This is a genomic window from Desulfobacca acetoxidans DSM 11109, assembly GCF_000195295.1.
In the GTDB taxonomy this organism is placed as follows: domain Bacteria; phylum Desulfobacterota; class Desulfobaccia; order Desulfobaccales; family Desulfobaccaceae; genus Desulfobacca; species Desulfobacca acetoxidans.
Map to the genome: position 1 here is coordinate 3,226,347 of NC_015388.1, position 14,561 is coordinate 3,240,907.

The following is a 14,561-nucleotide window of genomic DNA, read 5'->3' on the forward strand; positions in this document are numbered from 1 at the left end:
TGAGCAGCAAAAACATTATTGTGAGCAGCCGCCACGATTCTGTTTTCATGCTTCGTTGTGTTCGGCAGAACATGTGCACTTATATGGATATGAACGCAGCCTTCATCGTCCTGGATTACCGCAAGAAAGATTTTCACCAACGAGAAACCATCAGAAAAATTCCTCAATTGAAGATTGCTGTGACTCCGGCCAACACCCAAGTCGAGAGACTTAAGATAAAAAAATATTTCCCCCAGGCCCAACTGGTTGAACTGGCTTCTATCAAAGATTTTTTCACCCAGGCCAATGTTGCCGACGCCTTATTGACCACTGATAAAATCGGCAAAGCCTGGGCTTTACTGGACCCGAAATTCGGAGTGGCTACGCCCCAGCCCCTGATGTTTCGTTACGATCTGGCCTATCCCGTGGCCATCACCAAAGGTGATTACGAGTTCTTGTCATACCTCAACCAATGGATCCGCCTTCAAAAAACCAGCGGCGCAGCCCAGGAACAATTTTCCTATTGGATTTTGGGAAAAACCCCTTTACGTCAAACCCGCCGCTGGTCCATTATCCGCAATGTTCTCCACTGGGTTAAATGAACCGAGTTATAAAGGGTCATCAGGCAAATTTTTCGGGTTCGGCTAGATCGTAAACCAGAACCCCATCTACAGATACGCTAACCGGGGAAAGGCTTTTTTCAAACACTCCGGTAGAACCGGCCGTTCCTCTATCAGGCGCTGCTGCAGCTCGAGGGCATTGGCTACCCCCTGACCCTGGGGATGATTATTAAAAATCAAATAGGTCTCCGCAGCCTGCTCCGCCAACCGGCGGGCCCGCTCCGCCACTTCATCCATCTCATGGGCACTGTAGTAATAATTATACCGGGCCGTCGGGTCGTCCATGTGGGCGAACCAGGCCTGGCGATTGCGGCCGTGCAACCGCAGGTAGGCGAACTCCCCGCTTACCCAGTCCGTCTCACCCAAGGCATATGATACCTGGGGCTGATCGATATTACAGAAGGCCAATCCCAGATCTGCCAGAAACTGCCGCACCGCCGTCTGCTGCCAGGACCGGTGCCGCACCTCTACCGCCAGGGGAAATTCCCCGAACCGCTCCCGCAACGCCACCAGGTAGGCCAGATTATTGGCGGTATGATGAAACGAATAGGGAAACTGGGCCAGAAGAGCTCCCAACTTCCCCGCCGCCAGCAGATGCTCCAATCCTGCCTTTACCGAGGCCTCCTCTCTCCAGGCAGCGGCGGTGCGCTCATGGGTAAACCCCCGGAAGAGCTTGGCCGTAAACCGAAAGTCCGGCCGCTCACTCACCGTCTCGGCCCAACGGCGGGCCAGGGTAGCTGAAATAGGCCGGTAAAAGGTGACATTGATCTCAATTACTGGAAATAACCGGATCAGGAAGGCGAGCCGATCCGTTCCCTGCACCCGGGGCGGGTAGACCACCCCCTGCCAGTCCTGGTAATCCCAACCCGCCGGTCCGATGCGGATCATAGTGGAGCAACCTTTGGGTATTGCTGCGGCATAAAGTTCCTTCTGCGCCTAATGCCAGACCTATACTCATTTCTTGAAAACTGACTAATTCTCCTCGGATTCATAGCTCGCCACTCAAAAGCTCCCGCCAATATAATGGTAACACTTCAGGTGACTGAAACGAAACCATATTCTGTCAGAAAATAAGTTGCTTGGAGCAAAAACAAGATTCGCCCCAAACAACTTAGTAATCCGTAAAATTCTCGTTTGACCGACTTTTATAGCATCCTGGCATGAAGAGTTTTCCATTTGACATAGCCCAAAGTTTAGGTTAATTTACTAATTTTAATAAATTATATGCTATCGGTTACTCTTTTGCACTAGAGGTTCATGGTATGCACTTAAGAGGAAAAGCTCATAAATTCGGGAACGATATCGACACTGATGCCATCATCCCCGCCCGGTATCTGAACACCTCGGATTCCCAGGAGTTGGCCAAACATGCCATGGAAGATGCCGACCCCGAGTTCGTGAAGCAGGCGCAGGTGGGGGATTTTATTATTGCCGGCAAGAATTTCGGCTGCGGTTCTTCCCGCGAGCATGCTCCCATTGCCCTCAAGGCTGCCGGTCTCTCCGGCGTTATCGCCGGCAGCTTTGCCCGGATTTTTTACCGCAATGCCTTTAATATGGGGCTGCCCATCTTTGAATCCGCCGCCGCGGCCCAGGAAATTCAGGCGGGCCATGACGTCAGCGTTGACCTGGATTCTGGCATCATCACCGATCTGACTACCGGCAAGACCTATCCATCCCAACCGTTGCCTCCCTTTATGCAGCAGCTTATTGCCGATGGCGGTCTCATCTCGCACATCATGAAAAAGTTAAAAAAATGAACTTTCCGCCAGATAGTTTTTTCCCCCTGCCGCGGCGCCGTGTTAGGTCTTATAGGCGACCCAATTGTGGCTGAATGGCGGTAATCTCATAAAATTTAATTTCCCAAGAGAGGTTGTGCTTCATGACTCATAAGATCGCCGTACTTCCGGGAGACGGCACCGGCCCGGAAGTAGTTGCCGAAGGCATCAAGGTGCTCAACGCTATTGCCGGCCCCGCCGGACTGAAATTCGAATTCATCCACTATGATCTTGGCGGCGAACGTTACAAACGCACAGGCGAGATCCTGCCCGACAGTGTGCTAAAGGAACTGCGAGGCTTCCGCTCCATCTATCTGGGCGCCATCGGCCACCCCGACGTCAAGCCTGGCATCCTGGAAAAAGGTCTGCTGTTGCGCCTGCGTTTCGAACTCGATCAATATATCAATTTACGTCCGGTCATCCTCTATCCCGGCGTCTATACCCCTTTGCGGGACAAGGGCCCGGAGGACATCAACTTTGTGGTAGTGCGGGAGAACACCGAGGGTTTGTATGCCGGGGCCGGCGGTGTCCTGAAGTACGGTACCCCGGATGAGGTGGCGGTACAGGAGTCCATCAACACCCGCAAAGGCGTTGACCGCTGCCTGAAGTACGCCTTCGAACTGACCCGGAAACGCAACAAGAACAAGAAACTAACCCTGGTGGGCAAGACCAATGTCCTCACCTTCGCCTTTGATCTCTGGGAACGGGCCTTCCATGCCATGGCCCAATCCTACCCGGATATAGCCACCGATTATGCTCATGTGGACGCCACCTGCATGTGGATGGTAAAAAATCCGGAGTGGTTCGACGTTTTGGTTACCGACAATATGTTTGGCGATATCATCACCGACCTGGGCGCCATGATTCAAGGTGGCATGGGCATCGCCGCCGGCGGCAATATCAACCCTGAGGGTGTTTCCATGTTTGAACCTATCGGCGGTTCGGCCCCGAAATACACCGGTAAAAATATCATCAACCCCCTGGCCGCCATTGCCGCCGCCCAGATGTTATTAGACCACTTAGGCGAAGTTAAGGCCGCCGCCGCCATTGAGGAGGCCATCAAAACCGTCTGTGCCAAGCACCTGAAAAGCCTCCAGGCCGGAAAAATGGGCTACAGCACCAGCGAAGTGGGCGACCTGGTGGCGCAATACGCCATCGATAATCTGAAATAGGTCTTTTCTCAACCTGAAGAGTTTGGAGCAGAAGAGTTATGGCACGAAAATTTAACGTCGCCGTTGCCGGTGCCACCGGCGCTGTAGGCACACAAATGGTGCAGTGTTTGGAAGAACGGAATTTTCCAGTGGAACTGCTCCGGCCCCTGGCCTCGGAGCGGTCTCTGGGCAAATCCGTTTCCTTCCACGGCCAGGAAATACCTGTCGAGGTCCTGAACGAGAATTCTTTCGTCGGCATCGACATCGCCCTCTTCTCCGCCGGCGGGTCGGTCAGCCTGAAATACGGCCCTATCGCCGCTGCCTCCGGTGCCGTGGTGGTAGATAATTCCAGCGCCTTCAGGATGGAGCCGGACATCCCGTTGGTGGTCCCGGAGGTCAACCCCGACGATATCGCCCTCTATAAAAACCGCGGCATCATCGCCAACCCGAATTGTTCCACTATTCAAATGGTGGTGGCCTTGAAACCCATCCACGATGCGGCGCGCCTCAAACGAGTGGTAGTCTCCACCTACCAGGCGGTTTCCGGCACCGGCCAGAAGGCCGTTACGGAACTGGCCGCCCAGGTCAGGGCCCTGTTGAGCGGTCAGGAAGCCGAGGCAAAAGTATATCCTTACCGCATTGCCTTTAATGTCTTCCCTCACATCGACGTCTTTTTAGAAAACGGCTTTACCAAAGAAGAGATGAAGATGGTGAACGAGACCAAAAAGATCATGGGGGACGACTCCATCCGGGTCTGCGCCACCACAGCGCGGGTACCGGTCTTCTACGGCCATTCCGAAGCCGTCAATATCGAAACCGAAAGGAAGATTAGCCCTGATGACGTCCGCGCCCTGTTGGCTCAGGCGCCCGGCGTCAAGGTGGTGGATGATCCCGCCAACCGGCTCTACCCTATGCCCCTGGACGCCGCCGGACAAGACCTCACGTTGGTGGGCCGCATCCGCCAGGACACCAGCGTAGAGAACGGCATCGTTTTATGGATCGTAGCTGACAATATCCGCAAGGGTGCGGCCACGAATGCCGTACAGATCGCCGAAATATTGGCAGAAAAATACCTGTAGGGGCTTGCCCAACGGCTGTAATAACCGTACTAAGAATAATTTAGGTGCAACTGATGCCTCTGCCTCAGCCTAAGCGGGGCGGAATTACGGCCCACGCCAAGATTTGCCGTCTGCTGCTTGCTATCGCCCCCTATCAGCCGCAGCAGGCCTTAAAGGCGGCCGACAGAATACTCTCCGATGTAGAATCTTATTATCTAAGGCAGCAAGAGGCGGAGTTGCTCCTGCTCCCGGATGGAGGCGGATAGGGATGTTGGCTTTCCATTTTTCCAGGCCGGGATAGGATAAAACGTGCGGATTATCGCTGGACGGCTCAAGGGCCGCCGGCTGGCCCGCGTGAGAGGCCCGATGCGGCCCACCGCTGATCGGGTCCGAGAGGCGGTTTTTAATATCCTCGGGCCGGTAATTTTAGGAGCCCGGGTATTGGATCTGTTTGCCGGCGCCGGGGCTCTGGGGATCGAGGCCCTCAGTCGGGGTGCCGGAGATGCCGTCTTTGTGGAAAATCATCGTATTTCGCTGCAAATCCTGCGCCGCAATCTGATACTCTGCGGCCTGGACCAAGTAAGTAGCGTCCTGCCGCTGTCGGTGGCCAGGGCCTTACCGAAATTGGCAGGTCAAGGTAGGTGTTTCGACCTTGTCTTCCTTGATCCCCCTTACGGCCGGGGAATGGCTGCGGCCACTCTCATGCAATTGGCAACTACCGGCATCGTCGCTCCCACAGGCCGGGTGATTGTTGAACACAGCCGGCAGGAGGACCTGGAGGAAACCTACCGATCCTTAGTATATATGGATCAACGGCGCTACGGCGGCACGCTGATATCCTTCTATGCATCCCGGTCTAATGAATCCTCCGACCTTCCGGAGGAGCAAGGAGATAATTAACGAATGGGGAAAATCGCCATTTACCCCGGTTCTTTTGATCCGATCACGAATGGTCATCTGGACCTGATCAATCGGGGTCTGAAAGTCTTCGACGAAATTATCGTCGCTATCGCCGTTAATCCGATTAAACAACCTCTGTTTACTATCGAAGAACGGGTAGAATTGATCCGAGAGGTGCTCAATGAGCATCCCCGAGTCAAGATCGATCATTTTACCGGTCTGTTAGTGGATTACGTCCGACAGCAAGGAACCAACGTCATTTTGCGAGGTCTGAGGGCCGTCAGCGATTTCGATTATGAATTTCAGCTTGCCCTCATGAACCGCCGGCTGGCCCCGGAAATCGAAACCGTGTTTCTCATGACCAGCCTTAAGTGGGTCTTTCTGAGTTCCTCCATACTCAAAGAAGCCGTCAGTCTGGGTGGCGTCGTTCAGGATATCGTACCCCCGGTGGTCTTCCAACGTCTGAGGGAAAAGTTCGGCCTGGAGTAATTCACCGGATGGCGCGTCAGCATTCTCTGAGGCAGGATGGTCTTTAAACATCCTGCCTGATTTTTTTGGGGGACCAGATTTACTTCCTGGAAAATTAAATTGGCAGATAAACCCATCGTTGACAGCCCCCCAACCTTCCCGTACAATGAGATCATGCTTCGTTTGATTCCCGTACCTCTGATTTTCCTCCGCTTGGCCTGGATGGTCGGTCTTTGCCTGGTCTTCTGGGGATGTCAACCCCGGGTGGCGCCACCGCCGCCGGTGGTGCATCTGCCCCCTCCGCCACCCATCACGCCGGGGCCATCGCCCCGTCTGGTTCATCCCGCCCAGGCGCCCGCCTTGGCCGCTCTCCTGCAAACGCTCGCTTTACGTTATGAACCTGATATGACCCAAGAGGAGAGAGACCAGGATTACCGGGAAAAGGTTGCCCAGGCCCGTCAAGCCCTCAACCTGATACGAATGATAGAGATGCGGGAGCGCAGCCTGGATCTGATAGCCACTAATGGCGGCGAGGTTTCCTGGGAGTATCTGCGGCGGCAGAAATGGCCGGACGGCACCCCCGTCGGCGTCAGTCTCCTAGTTCCGGTGTGGGCACCCAGCCAGGCCCGGTCGGTGGCCACCTTTGCCGGTTTTGCCAGCACCTGGCAGGAGATAGCCCAGACGATGCCGCGCCCGTCCGGACAGGTGCTGTTTGCCGGCAATCTCAAAGATATCAACGCCAAGGACCGATACCGCACGGCAAGCATATCTTTTGAGGTCAACAGCCTGCACGCGCCGTTAGCGGCTCTCCTGCTGGAATATATCTATCGGGAAGGGGCCTACGAGCCGGCCAAGCGTATACCGATACTGGTAGTTCGAGGTGGAGAAGACACCTATGCCGCCAGCGCCTTCACGGGACCGGTGACGGTAGAGGGGCTGACCTATCCCGACACCTACGGGGCCGATCTGAACGGTAAGGTTGTCCGGCTGACGTATAACAGCATGGCCGACATCCACCATGGCCGCCATGCCAAATTTTCCAACCACCGCCTTGGCTGCGCTCTAGACATCAATGATTTCAATTTTAAAGGCCTGGTAGACGGGATACCCAATCCCATCAGCGGCTCTCTGCGGCAGAACAACCGGGATGGCCTCCACCGCCTGGACGCCCGCAACCTCCCGGCCTGGGTTTTTCAAGCGGCCAAACAGGCCGGCTATCGTATCCCCCAGGAATGGACCCATGTTTACAACACCAAGGATTGGCCCCACTTCGACTGCGGCACGAAATAAACTAAGCCGGTCTTTCTCGAAAATATGACCTCTTCTGCGGAGGCCAGGAAAAATTACACCTGGCCGCCCAGATTTATTTATTTTGTGCGCACTATGTGCGGTAGTGGCACACACGCCATCAACTTCTTAAAACCTGGACGAACCGACCGATAAGGGTGGAAAATTGTCTATCGGCAGTCAAAAACCGGAAACGAAAAACTGATCAGATCTCCTTCCCCGATGGCGGCAAACAACAACCCCAAGCTTGCGGCATTTATTGCTGAACTGCGCTCCTCTCCCGAAGTTTCGCCGCTTATCAGCCATTATCATCATTTAACCGCCCAAGCAGCCAGGTATGGAGAACCGCCGGTCAATCTCTCGCCTCAGCTCCGGTCGGCATTAGCCGCCCAGGGAATCGAACAGCTCTATCACCATCAGAGTGTGGCCCTGGACCGGTTGCGGATCGGCAAACATATCCTGGTAGCCACCCCCACTGCCAGCGGCAAGACGTTGATCTACAATCTTCCGGTAGTGGCAACGCTGTTACAAAAACCGAACAGTTGCGCCCTTTATCTTTTTCCTCTGAAGGCCCTGGAGCAGGACCAGCTTAAGACCCTGGAGGAATTTAAGGCCGCTCTTCCGGCCCCAGCCTTTACGGCCGCCATTTATGACGGCGATACCCCGCCGGAAGTTCGGAAGCAACTGCGTCTGAACCCTCCGCAAATCTTGATCAGCAACCCCGATATGCTGCACCTGGCGCTGCTGCCCTATCATGAATCCTGGCGGGGTTTCTTTTCTCGCCTGAAGTTTGTGATCATTGATGAAGTCCATACCTATAAGGGCATCTTAGGCAGCCACATGGCCCAAGTGCTCAGGCGGCTGGCTCGAATCTGCCGCTATTACGGCTCCAACCCGCAGTACATCCTGGCTTCCGCCACCATTGCCAACCCGGAAGAACTGGCAGTCAAACTCACCGGCCAGGAGGTGGAGGTAATCAGCGAATCCGGGGCGCCCTTGTCTGGGAGGCATTTTTTATTTATCAATCCCGACAGCAGTTCCGCCGCCCTGGCCGCCCGGCTTTTTGTGCATTCCCTGCGACAGGGTCTGGCCACTATCTGTTTTACCCAGGCGCGGAAGATCACCGAACTCATGCATCTGTGGGCCTTGCGGCAGGCGCCCGATTTAAAAAAATTGATCAGTTCCTACCGGGCGGGATTTCTCCCGGAGGAGCGCCGCGAAATCGAACAACGTCTGGCTCATGGCAAGATGTTGGGCGTTATTTCCACCAGCGCTCTCGAGATGGGCATTGATATCGGCGGTCTGGACGTCTGTATCCTGGTGGGCTACCCCGGCACTATGGTGACCGCCTGGCAACGCAGCGGTCGGGTAGGCCGCTGGGGACAGGACTCACTGGTGCTCCTGGTGGCCCAACCAGACGCCCTGGATCAGTATTTCATGGTACATCCGGCGGAATTTTTTTCCCGACATTTCGAGGCTGCGGTCCTAGATCCCCATAATCCATATGTGGTAAGGGCCCATCTCCCGTGCGCCGCCCAGGAGCTGCCACTTAAGCGGGCCACCGAAAGCGTTTTTGATCTGGCGGCCGCCGGGGAGCTGATTGCCACCCTGGAGCAGGAAAGACGGCTGCTGCGGGCCGCCGACGGCGAAGCCTGGTATGCCAGCGCCCGCTTTCCCCAGAAAGAGGTAAACATTCGGGGCATAGGCCAGAGCCTGGCGATCTTTAAGGTGGGGAGCCGACGCGCCATCGGCGCCATCGATGGCCATCGGGCTTTAACGGAGTGCCACCCGGGGGCGATCTACCTCCACAAAGCCACTTCCTACCTGGTAGAGAAGCTTGATCTGGAACGGCGCAACGTTTGGGTGAAACCGGTGGAGCCGCAGTACTTCACCCGGATTCAGACTGAAAAGGAGACGGAGATCCTGGAGGAATTCGGCAGCCGCTCCTCAGCCGCCTTTACCGTCCATCTAGGCCGCCTCAAGGTAACCCAAAGAATTCTGGCCTATGAAAAACGCCGCCTGGTGGGGCAAGAGTTGCTCGGCATCGTCCCCCTGGAGTTGCCGCCCCAGATTTTCGAGACCGTCGGCATGTGGCTGGAGATTTCCGACGTGATTAAGAACGCCGTCGCCGATGCCGGCCGGCATTTTATGGGGGGCATTCATGCCCTGGAACACGCCCTCATCAGTATGTTTCCGCTCTTTGCCCTGGCCGATCGCTATGACATCGGCGGCATCTCCCATCCCTTGCATGTTCAACTGGGAAAAGCGGCTGTGTTTATCTACGACGGCTATCCAGGAGGGGTCGGCCTGGCGGCCCGGGCCTATGAAATGGCTGAACCGCTCCTGGCCAAAACCCGGGAGATGATCGCTTCCTGCCAGTGTGAAGACGGCTGCCCCTCCTGCATCCACTCGCCTAAATGCGGTGCGGGCAACAAACCGCTGGACAAAGCTGCGGCTGTCCAGATAGCCGAACTGCTGTTAGGTTTACAATCAAGACCAGAAGGTCCGGAACCTCCATCTGAAGAAATAGTCATACAACCCATGAGAGAATCCGGTGGCCCTAGCTGTTCCCTGCCCTGGGGAGCGGCACGCCGGATTGCCGTGTTGGACATTGAAACCCAATTGTCGGCGGAGGAAGTGGGCGGCTGGTCCAGGTGCTCGCGGATGCGCCTGTCAGTAGCGGTGCTGGCTGATCTGTCGCAGGAAAGGTATGAAATTTTCTATGAACCGCAGGTGGATAACCTCTGCCGACGTCTGCAGGAAGCAGAGCTGGTGGTAGGCTTTAACCTCAAACGCTTTGACTACCGGGTGCTGCAGCCATACACCGATATCGATCTCTTCGGCCTGCCGACTTTAGATATCTTCGAAGAGATGCAGACACTCCTAGGCCACAGATTATCCTTGGGACATTTGGCCGAAAAGACGTTAGGCGCCGCCAAATCCGGTGATGGCCTCCTGGCTCTGAAATTATTCAAAGAAGGGCGTCTGGAAGAACTTGTTGCCTACTGCCGCCGGGATGTCGAACTGACCGCCCGCCTCTTCGAATTCGGGGCGCATCGCGGTTATCTGCTCTATCAGCATCGTCAGGGGGCTTTGGTGCAAGCACCGGTAAACTGGAGCGCCGACCGACTTTTCAATAAGCATGAAGCTCACTAACCTGGAAACTGGAAACTTTTTAAACTGAACCATGCCCAATCACCATCCCCTGTGTCCAGCCTTGGCTGCAGCCTTACCGCATATACCTTCCGGTTGCGGCGTATATCTCTTTAAAGGCGCTCGGGAAGAGGTGCTCTATGTGGGCAAAGCCGTCAATCTGAAAAATCGCCTCCAGTCCTATCTGCGTGACCAACCGGGCCTTAAGACCGCCGCCTTGTTGGAGCATATCGTCCTGGTGGATTTTTTGGTAACGGCGACTGAGCGCGAGGCCCTTATCCTCGAGCGCAACCTGATCAAGCAGCACCGCCCCCGCTACAATATCAACCTGCGAGATGATAAAAATTTTCTCTGTCTACGTCTGGATATCAGAGAAGAGGTCCCAAGATTGCGGCTAGTGCGACGTTTTGCGCCGGATGGAGCCCGCTATTTCGGCCCCTATACCTCCAGCGCAGCGGTGCGCGAGCTGCTCAAATTTATGAAAAAGGTTTTTCGCCTGCGCAGTTGCAAGGATCGGGGTATTCCTAAACGGATCCGCCCCTGTCTGAACTACCAAATGGGGCAATGTCTGGCGCCATGCTGTGGCTTGGTCTCCCTGGCCGATTATCACCAGGCGGCCCAGGAAGCCTTGTTATTCCTCCAAGGCCAGGGCAGGAAACTGCGTCAGGAGCTGACGGTAAAAATGCATCAGGCGGCTGCAGAACTGCGCTACGAAGAGGCGGCCAGTCTCCGGGACCGGCTGGCACTGCTGGAGCGCACCCTGGCTCAACAGGTGGTACAAAATCCGAGTACGAAGGATCAAGACGTCCTCGGATTGGCTCGAGAAGAAGAAACCGTCATGGTAGTGGTTCTCCTTGTACGCCGCGGCATGGTCACCGGGAGCCTGCCCTATTTTTTCAAAAAAGTGCAGGAAGACGACGCCGATCTACTCGAGGCCTTTTTGAAACAATACTATAGTCCCGACCGTTTCGTCCCGGACGAGGTCCTCTCTCCCCTGAATCTGGAAGATAAAGAGGTTCTAGAGGACCTCCTGAAAGAGCAAAAAGGCGCCAACGTCCGCCTGCTCTTCCCTCGGCAGGGTCCGCGGCGGCAGTTGCTGGACCTGGCTCAGGATAACGCCATGGCCGCCTTAAAACGGCAACTCAGCCTCGGCCCTCAGATTGATCCGGCGGTGGAGTTACAGGAGCGCCTTAAGTTAGGGGCGCCACCACGAAGGCTGGCCTGTTTGGACATCTCACATCTGCAGGGCAGCCAACCGGTGGGAGCCATGGTAGTTTTCTGGGATAATCAACCGGACAAATCGGCCTATCGCCGCTTTCGCATCAGAGACGTTGTTGGCCAGGATGATCCGGCGATGCTGGCAGAGACCGTTCGCCGCCAATTTACCGCAGGCGATTCGGCCCTGCCGGACCTGCTGGTAATTGACGGCGGCCTGGGTCAGTTGTCGGTGGTGGGAAAGACCTTGGAGGATATCGGAATTGCCGATCGACTGCCGGTCATCGGCTTAGCGAAGGCTGGCATTCTGGCTGATGGACGAGCCGTGCGGGATCGGATCTATCTGCCGGGTCGGAAAAATCCATTATTTCTGCCACCCAATTCCCCGGCCTTGTTTCTACTCATGCGCCTGAGGGACGAAGCCCACCGTTTTGCCATCAGCTTCCACCGTAAAAAGGCCCGGGAACAGGCCCTGCACTCGGTGCTGGACCAAATTCCGGGATTAGGCCCCAAACGCCGTCAACGCTTGATGCAACGTTTCCCTGACATAGCCTCCCTGCACCGGGCTCCATTAGCGGAGCTGATCAATATGCCTAACCTGCCCCGATCAGTGGCCGAAGACCTGCACCGCCTCCTTAATAATGAGGGACACGCAACTCCTGAGCCTCAATCTGCTCCTGAGTCAGGCCAAAACGGCGTAGGCGCTGCTGATAGTCCAGAAGCGCCTGGAGGAACTCCTCTTCTCGAAAGTCCGGCCAGAGAGTCTCAGTAAAATACAATTCGGTATAGGCAAGCTGCCAGAGGAGGAAATTGCTGATGCGATATTCTCCGCTGGTGCGGATCAGAAGATCCGGATCGGGCATGTCGCCGGTATAAAGAGATCTGGCAAATACTTCGCCGTTAATATCTGCCGGCTGCATCTCGCCCCGCCGCACCTGCTCACTCAGCCGCCGGGCCGCCTGGACGATCTCGCTACGGGCGCCATAACTCAGGGCCAAGGTCAGCGTCATGGCCGGATGAATAGTGCTTTTGGCGGCGGTATCCAGCAGCGATCTAACCTTTGAAGGTAGTTGGGAGAGATCGCCGATAGCCCGAAAGGCGATATTCTGGGCGCGCAGCTCCGCCAGTTCCCGCTGCAGATAGTGAGTCAACAGATGCATTAAAGCCTGAACTTCCTTCGGCGGACGCTGCCAGTTTTCCTCTGAAAAGGCATAAAGAGTCAGATAGCCTAATCCTAGATTCCGGCTGATCCGCACTATTTCCCGGACCGATTCGGCCCCCTCTTGATGGCCGCGCACACGACTAAAACCCCGTTTCTGAGCCCAACGGCCATTGCCATCCATAATAATGGCGACATGGCGGGGAAGCCGCGCCTTATCCAACTGCTGGCGAAGCTGCGATATCATAGGAGAGTTTTCAGTTTCCGGTTTTTTGTCTTTAGTTTTAGAGAGCACTGACCAAAATGCGAAAATGATATTAACGGCAAGCAGGTTGCTCGATCTTTTTTATACTACTTGCAACTGATTGTCATTCTGTCAAAAGCGGCAGCAAACAATGAAATCGGTTTATCGCTCGCACCAAAAAGCATAAATCTCCAAATCCGGGTTCATGATGGCTTCCTCATGACGCAGACCTGGAGGTCTGCGCTACCGATCTATAACATTAAAAAGACATAATCTCCTTTTCTTTTTCGGCGGCCAAGCCGTCGGCCTTCTTAATATAATCATCGGTAGCTTTTTGTACTTCTTCCTGGGCCTTGAAGACCTCGTCTTCAGAAATCTGCTTCTCTTTTTTGAGTTCTTTCAGCAGTTCGTTGGCCTCCCGACGGAGATTGCGCAGGGCCACTTTGCTTTCTTCGGTCATTTTTTTGGTGGTTTTCACCAACTCCTTCCGTCGCTCGGTGGTCAAGGGCGGGATCGGGATGCGAATGATCTTGCCGTCGTTGCTGGGCGTCAGGCCTAGATCAGATTTGAGCAACGCCTTTTCCAGATCGCTCATCAAGGAGGAGTCCCAGGGTTGGATGGTGAGCAGGCGGGGCTCCGGCGCCGCCAGCGAAGCTACCTGACTGATAGGCATGGTGGCGCCGTAGGCCTCCATTTTGATGCCTTCCAGGAGAGCCACGGAGGCTCTGCCAGTCCGTATACGGGAAAAATCCTGTCTTAACACCTCCAGGGCTCGGTCCATTTTTCTCTGCATTTCTTTGATTATTTCAGCTTTCATGAATGCTCCCTTCCACCACGGTACCGATTTTCTCGCCCTGGACTAGTCGTTTCATATTCCCAGGCTCCATGAGCTTGAAGACAATAATGGGCAGATGCTGCTCCAGCGCCATGGTGACCGCCGTGGTGTCCATGACCTTAAGGCCGCGTTGGACGACGTCCAGATACTCCAGACGCTCATATTTTTCTGCCTCAGGATCCATTAAAGGATCACGGTCATATACTCCATCCACTTTGGTGCCTTTGAGCAATGCCTGAGCGCCGATTTCGGTGGCCCGCAGGGCCGCAGCAGTATCAGTAGTAAAGAAGGGGTTGCCGGTGCCGGCCGCAAAGATGGCTACCCGCCCTTTCTCCATGTGCCGGATAGCCCGGCGGCGGATATAAGGTTCAGCTACCTGACGCATAGAAATAGCCGACATAACTCGAGCCGGCACCCCTTCTTTCTCTAAGGCGTCCTGCAAGGCCAGGGAGTTGATGACAGTGGCCAACATGCCCATATAATCGGCCTGGGCCCGATCCATCTCCTGGGCGCTGGCTGCTACCCCTCGGAAGATATTGCCGCCGCCGATGACCACGCCGATCTGAATCTGCAGTTCCCAGACATCCTTGATTTCCCGAGCCACGGCGCGCACGGTTTTCGGACAGAGACCGAACTTCTGCTCTCCAGCCATGGCCTCGCCACTCAGCTTCAGGAGGATGCGTTGATACTTTAGTGATCCCGATTCCACGTCCGATG

At 55.3% G+C, this 14,561-nt stretch carries 13 protein-coding genes and 1 pseudogene; 10 read left to right on the forward strand and 4 right to left on the reverse strand.

Annotation, left to right across the window (positions count from 1 at the left end; genetic code table 11):
- The first annotated feature begins 83 nt into the window (after window positions 1–83).
- Window positions 84–581 (forward strand): transporter substrate-binding domain-containing protein, encoded by a 498-nt coding sequence (locus DESAC_RS16850; protein ID WP_169311553.1) that lies wholly within the window; start codon window positions 84–86, stop codon window positions 579–581.
- Between the two features lie 66 nt (window positions 582–647).
- Here DESAC_RS16850 and DESAC_RS14595 read toward each other — a convergent pair whose 3' ends face one another.
- Window positions 648–1,487 (reverse strand): DUF72 domain-containing protein, encoded by an 840-nt coding sequence (locus DESAC_RS14595; RefSeq protein WP_013707828.1) that lies wholly within the window; start codon window positions 1,485–1,487, stop codon window positions 648–650.
- A gap of 374 nt (window positions 1,488–1,861) precedes the next feature.
- On the opposite strand from DESAC_RS14595, the gene DESAC_RS14600 reads away from it, so the two are divergent.
- From DESAC_RS14600 to uvrC, 9 genes and pseudogenes are all read left to right on the forward strand, one after another.
- Window positions 1,862–2,356, forward strand: coding sequence for a 3-isopropylmalate dehydratase small subunit (locus tag DESAC_RS14600; RefSeq protein ID WP_013707829.1), 495 nt, complete (start codon window positions 1,862–1,864; stop codon window positions 2,354–2,356).
- 122 nt (window positions 2,357–2,478) lie between these two features.
- Window positions 2,479–3,546, forward strand: coding sequence for a 3-isopropylmalate dehydrogenase (locus DESAC_RS14605; RefSeq protein ID WP_013707830.1), 1,068 nt, complete (start codon window positions 2,479–2,481; stop codon window positions 3,544–3,546).
- A gap of 38 nt (window positions 3,547–3,584) precedes the next feature.
- Complete coding sequence (locus DESAC_RS14610; protein ID WP_013707831.1) at window positions 3,585–4,604, forward strand: aspartate-semialdehyde dehydrogenase; 1,020 nt, start codon at window positions 3,585–3,587, stop codon at window positions 4,602–4,604.
- Window positions 4,605–4,657: 53 nt separating this feature from the next.
- Window positions 4,658–4,849, forward strand: coding sequence for a hypothetical protein (locus tag DESAC_RS14615; protein ID WP_013707832.1), 192 nt, complete (start codon window positions 4,658–4,660; stop codon window positions 4,847–4,849).
- 43 nt (window positions 4,850–4,892) lie between these two features.
- Complete coding sequence (gene rsmD, locus DESAC_RS14620) at window positions 4,893–5,483, forward strand: 16S rRNA (guanine(966)-N(2))-methyltransferase RsmD (RefSeq protein ID WP_013707833.1); 591 nt, start codon at window positions 4,893–4,895, stop codon at window positions 5,481–5,483.
- 3 nt (window positions 5,484–5,486) lie between these two features.
- The gene (coaD, locus tag DESAC_RS14625) at window positions 5,487–5,972 is read left to right on the forward strand and encodes a pantetheine-phosphate adenylyltransferase (RefSeq protein WP_013707834.1); all 486 of its coding nucleotides are present in this window, start codon (window positions 5,487–5,489) and stop codon (window positions 5,970–5,972) included.
- A gap of 99 nt (window positions 5,973–6,071) precedes the next feature.
- A complete protein-coding gene (locus DESAC_RS14630) occupies window positions 6,072–7,241 on the forward strand; it encodes a hypothetical protein (RefSeq protein ID WP_013707835.1) in 1,170 nt (389 codons plus the stop codon).
- Between the two features lie 219 nt (window positions 7,242–7,460).
- Window positions 7,461–10,394 (forward strand): DEAD/DEAH box helicase, encoded by a 2,934-nt coding sequence (locus DESAC_RS14635; protein WP_013707836.1) that lies wholly within the window; start codon window positions 7,461–7,463, stop codon window positions 10,392–10,394.
- 31 nt (window positions 10,395–10,425) lie between these two features.
- Window positions 10,426–12,162, forward strand: a pseudogene (gene uvrC, locus DESAC_RS16700) (excinuclease ABC subunit UvrC); the annotation flags it as partial.
- A gap of 79 nt (window positions 12,163–12,241) precedes the next feature.
- On the opposite strand, the gene uppS reads toward uvrC, so the two are convergent.
- From uppS to pyrH, 3 genes are all read right to left on the reverse strand, one after another.
- Window positions 12,242–13,012: an undecaprenyl pyrophosphate synthase gene (uppS, locus tag DESAC_RS15945; RefSeq protein ID WP_013707838.1), complete on the reverse strand. Its 771-nt coding sequence runs from the start codon at window positions 13,010–13,012 to the stop codon at window positions 12,242–12,244.
- Between the two features lie 256 nt (window positions 13,013–13,268).
- On the reverse strand, window positions 13,269–13,826 hold the full coding sequence (gene frr / locus DESAC_RS14645; RefSeq protein WP_013707839.1) for a ribosome recycling factor: 558 nt from the start codon (window positions 13,824–13,826) through the stop codon (window positions 13,269–13,271).
- Complete coding sequence (gene pyrH / locus DESAC_RS14650; protein ID WP_013707840.1) at window positions 13,816–14,553, reverse strand: UMP kinase; 738 nt, start codon at window positions 14,551–14,553, stop codon at window positions 13,816–13,818. Before pyrH ends, frr begins: the two co-directional genes overlap by 11 nt.
- Between the last annotated feature and the right edge of the window lie 8 nt (window positions 14,554–14,561).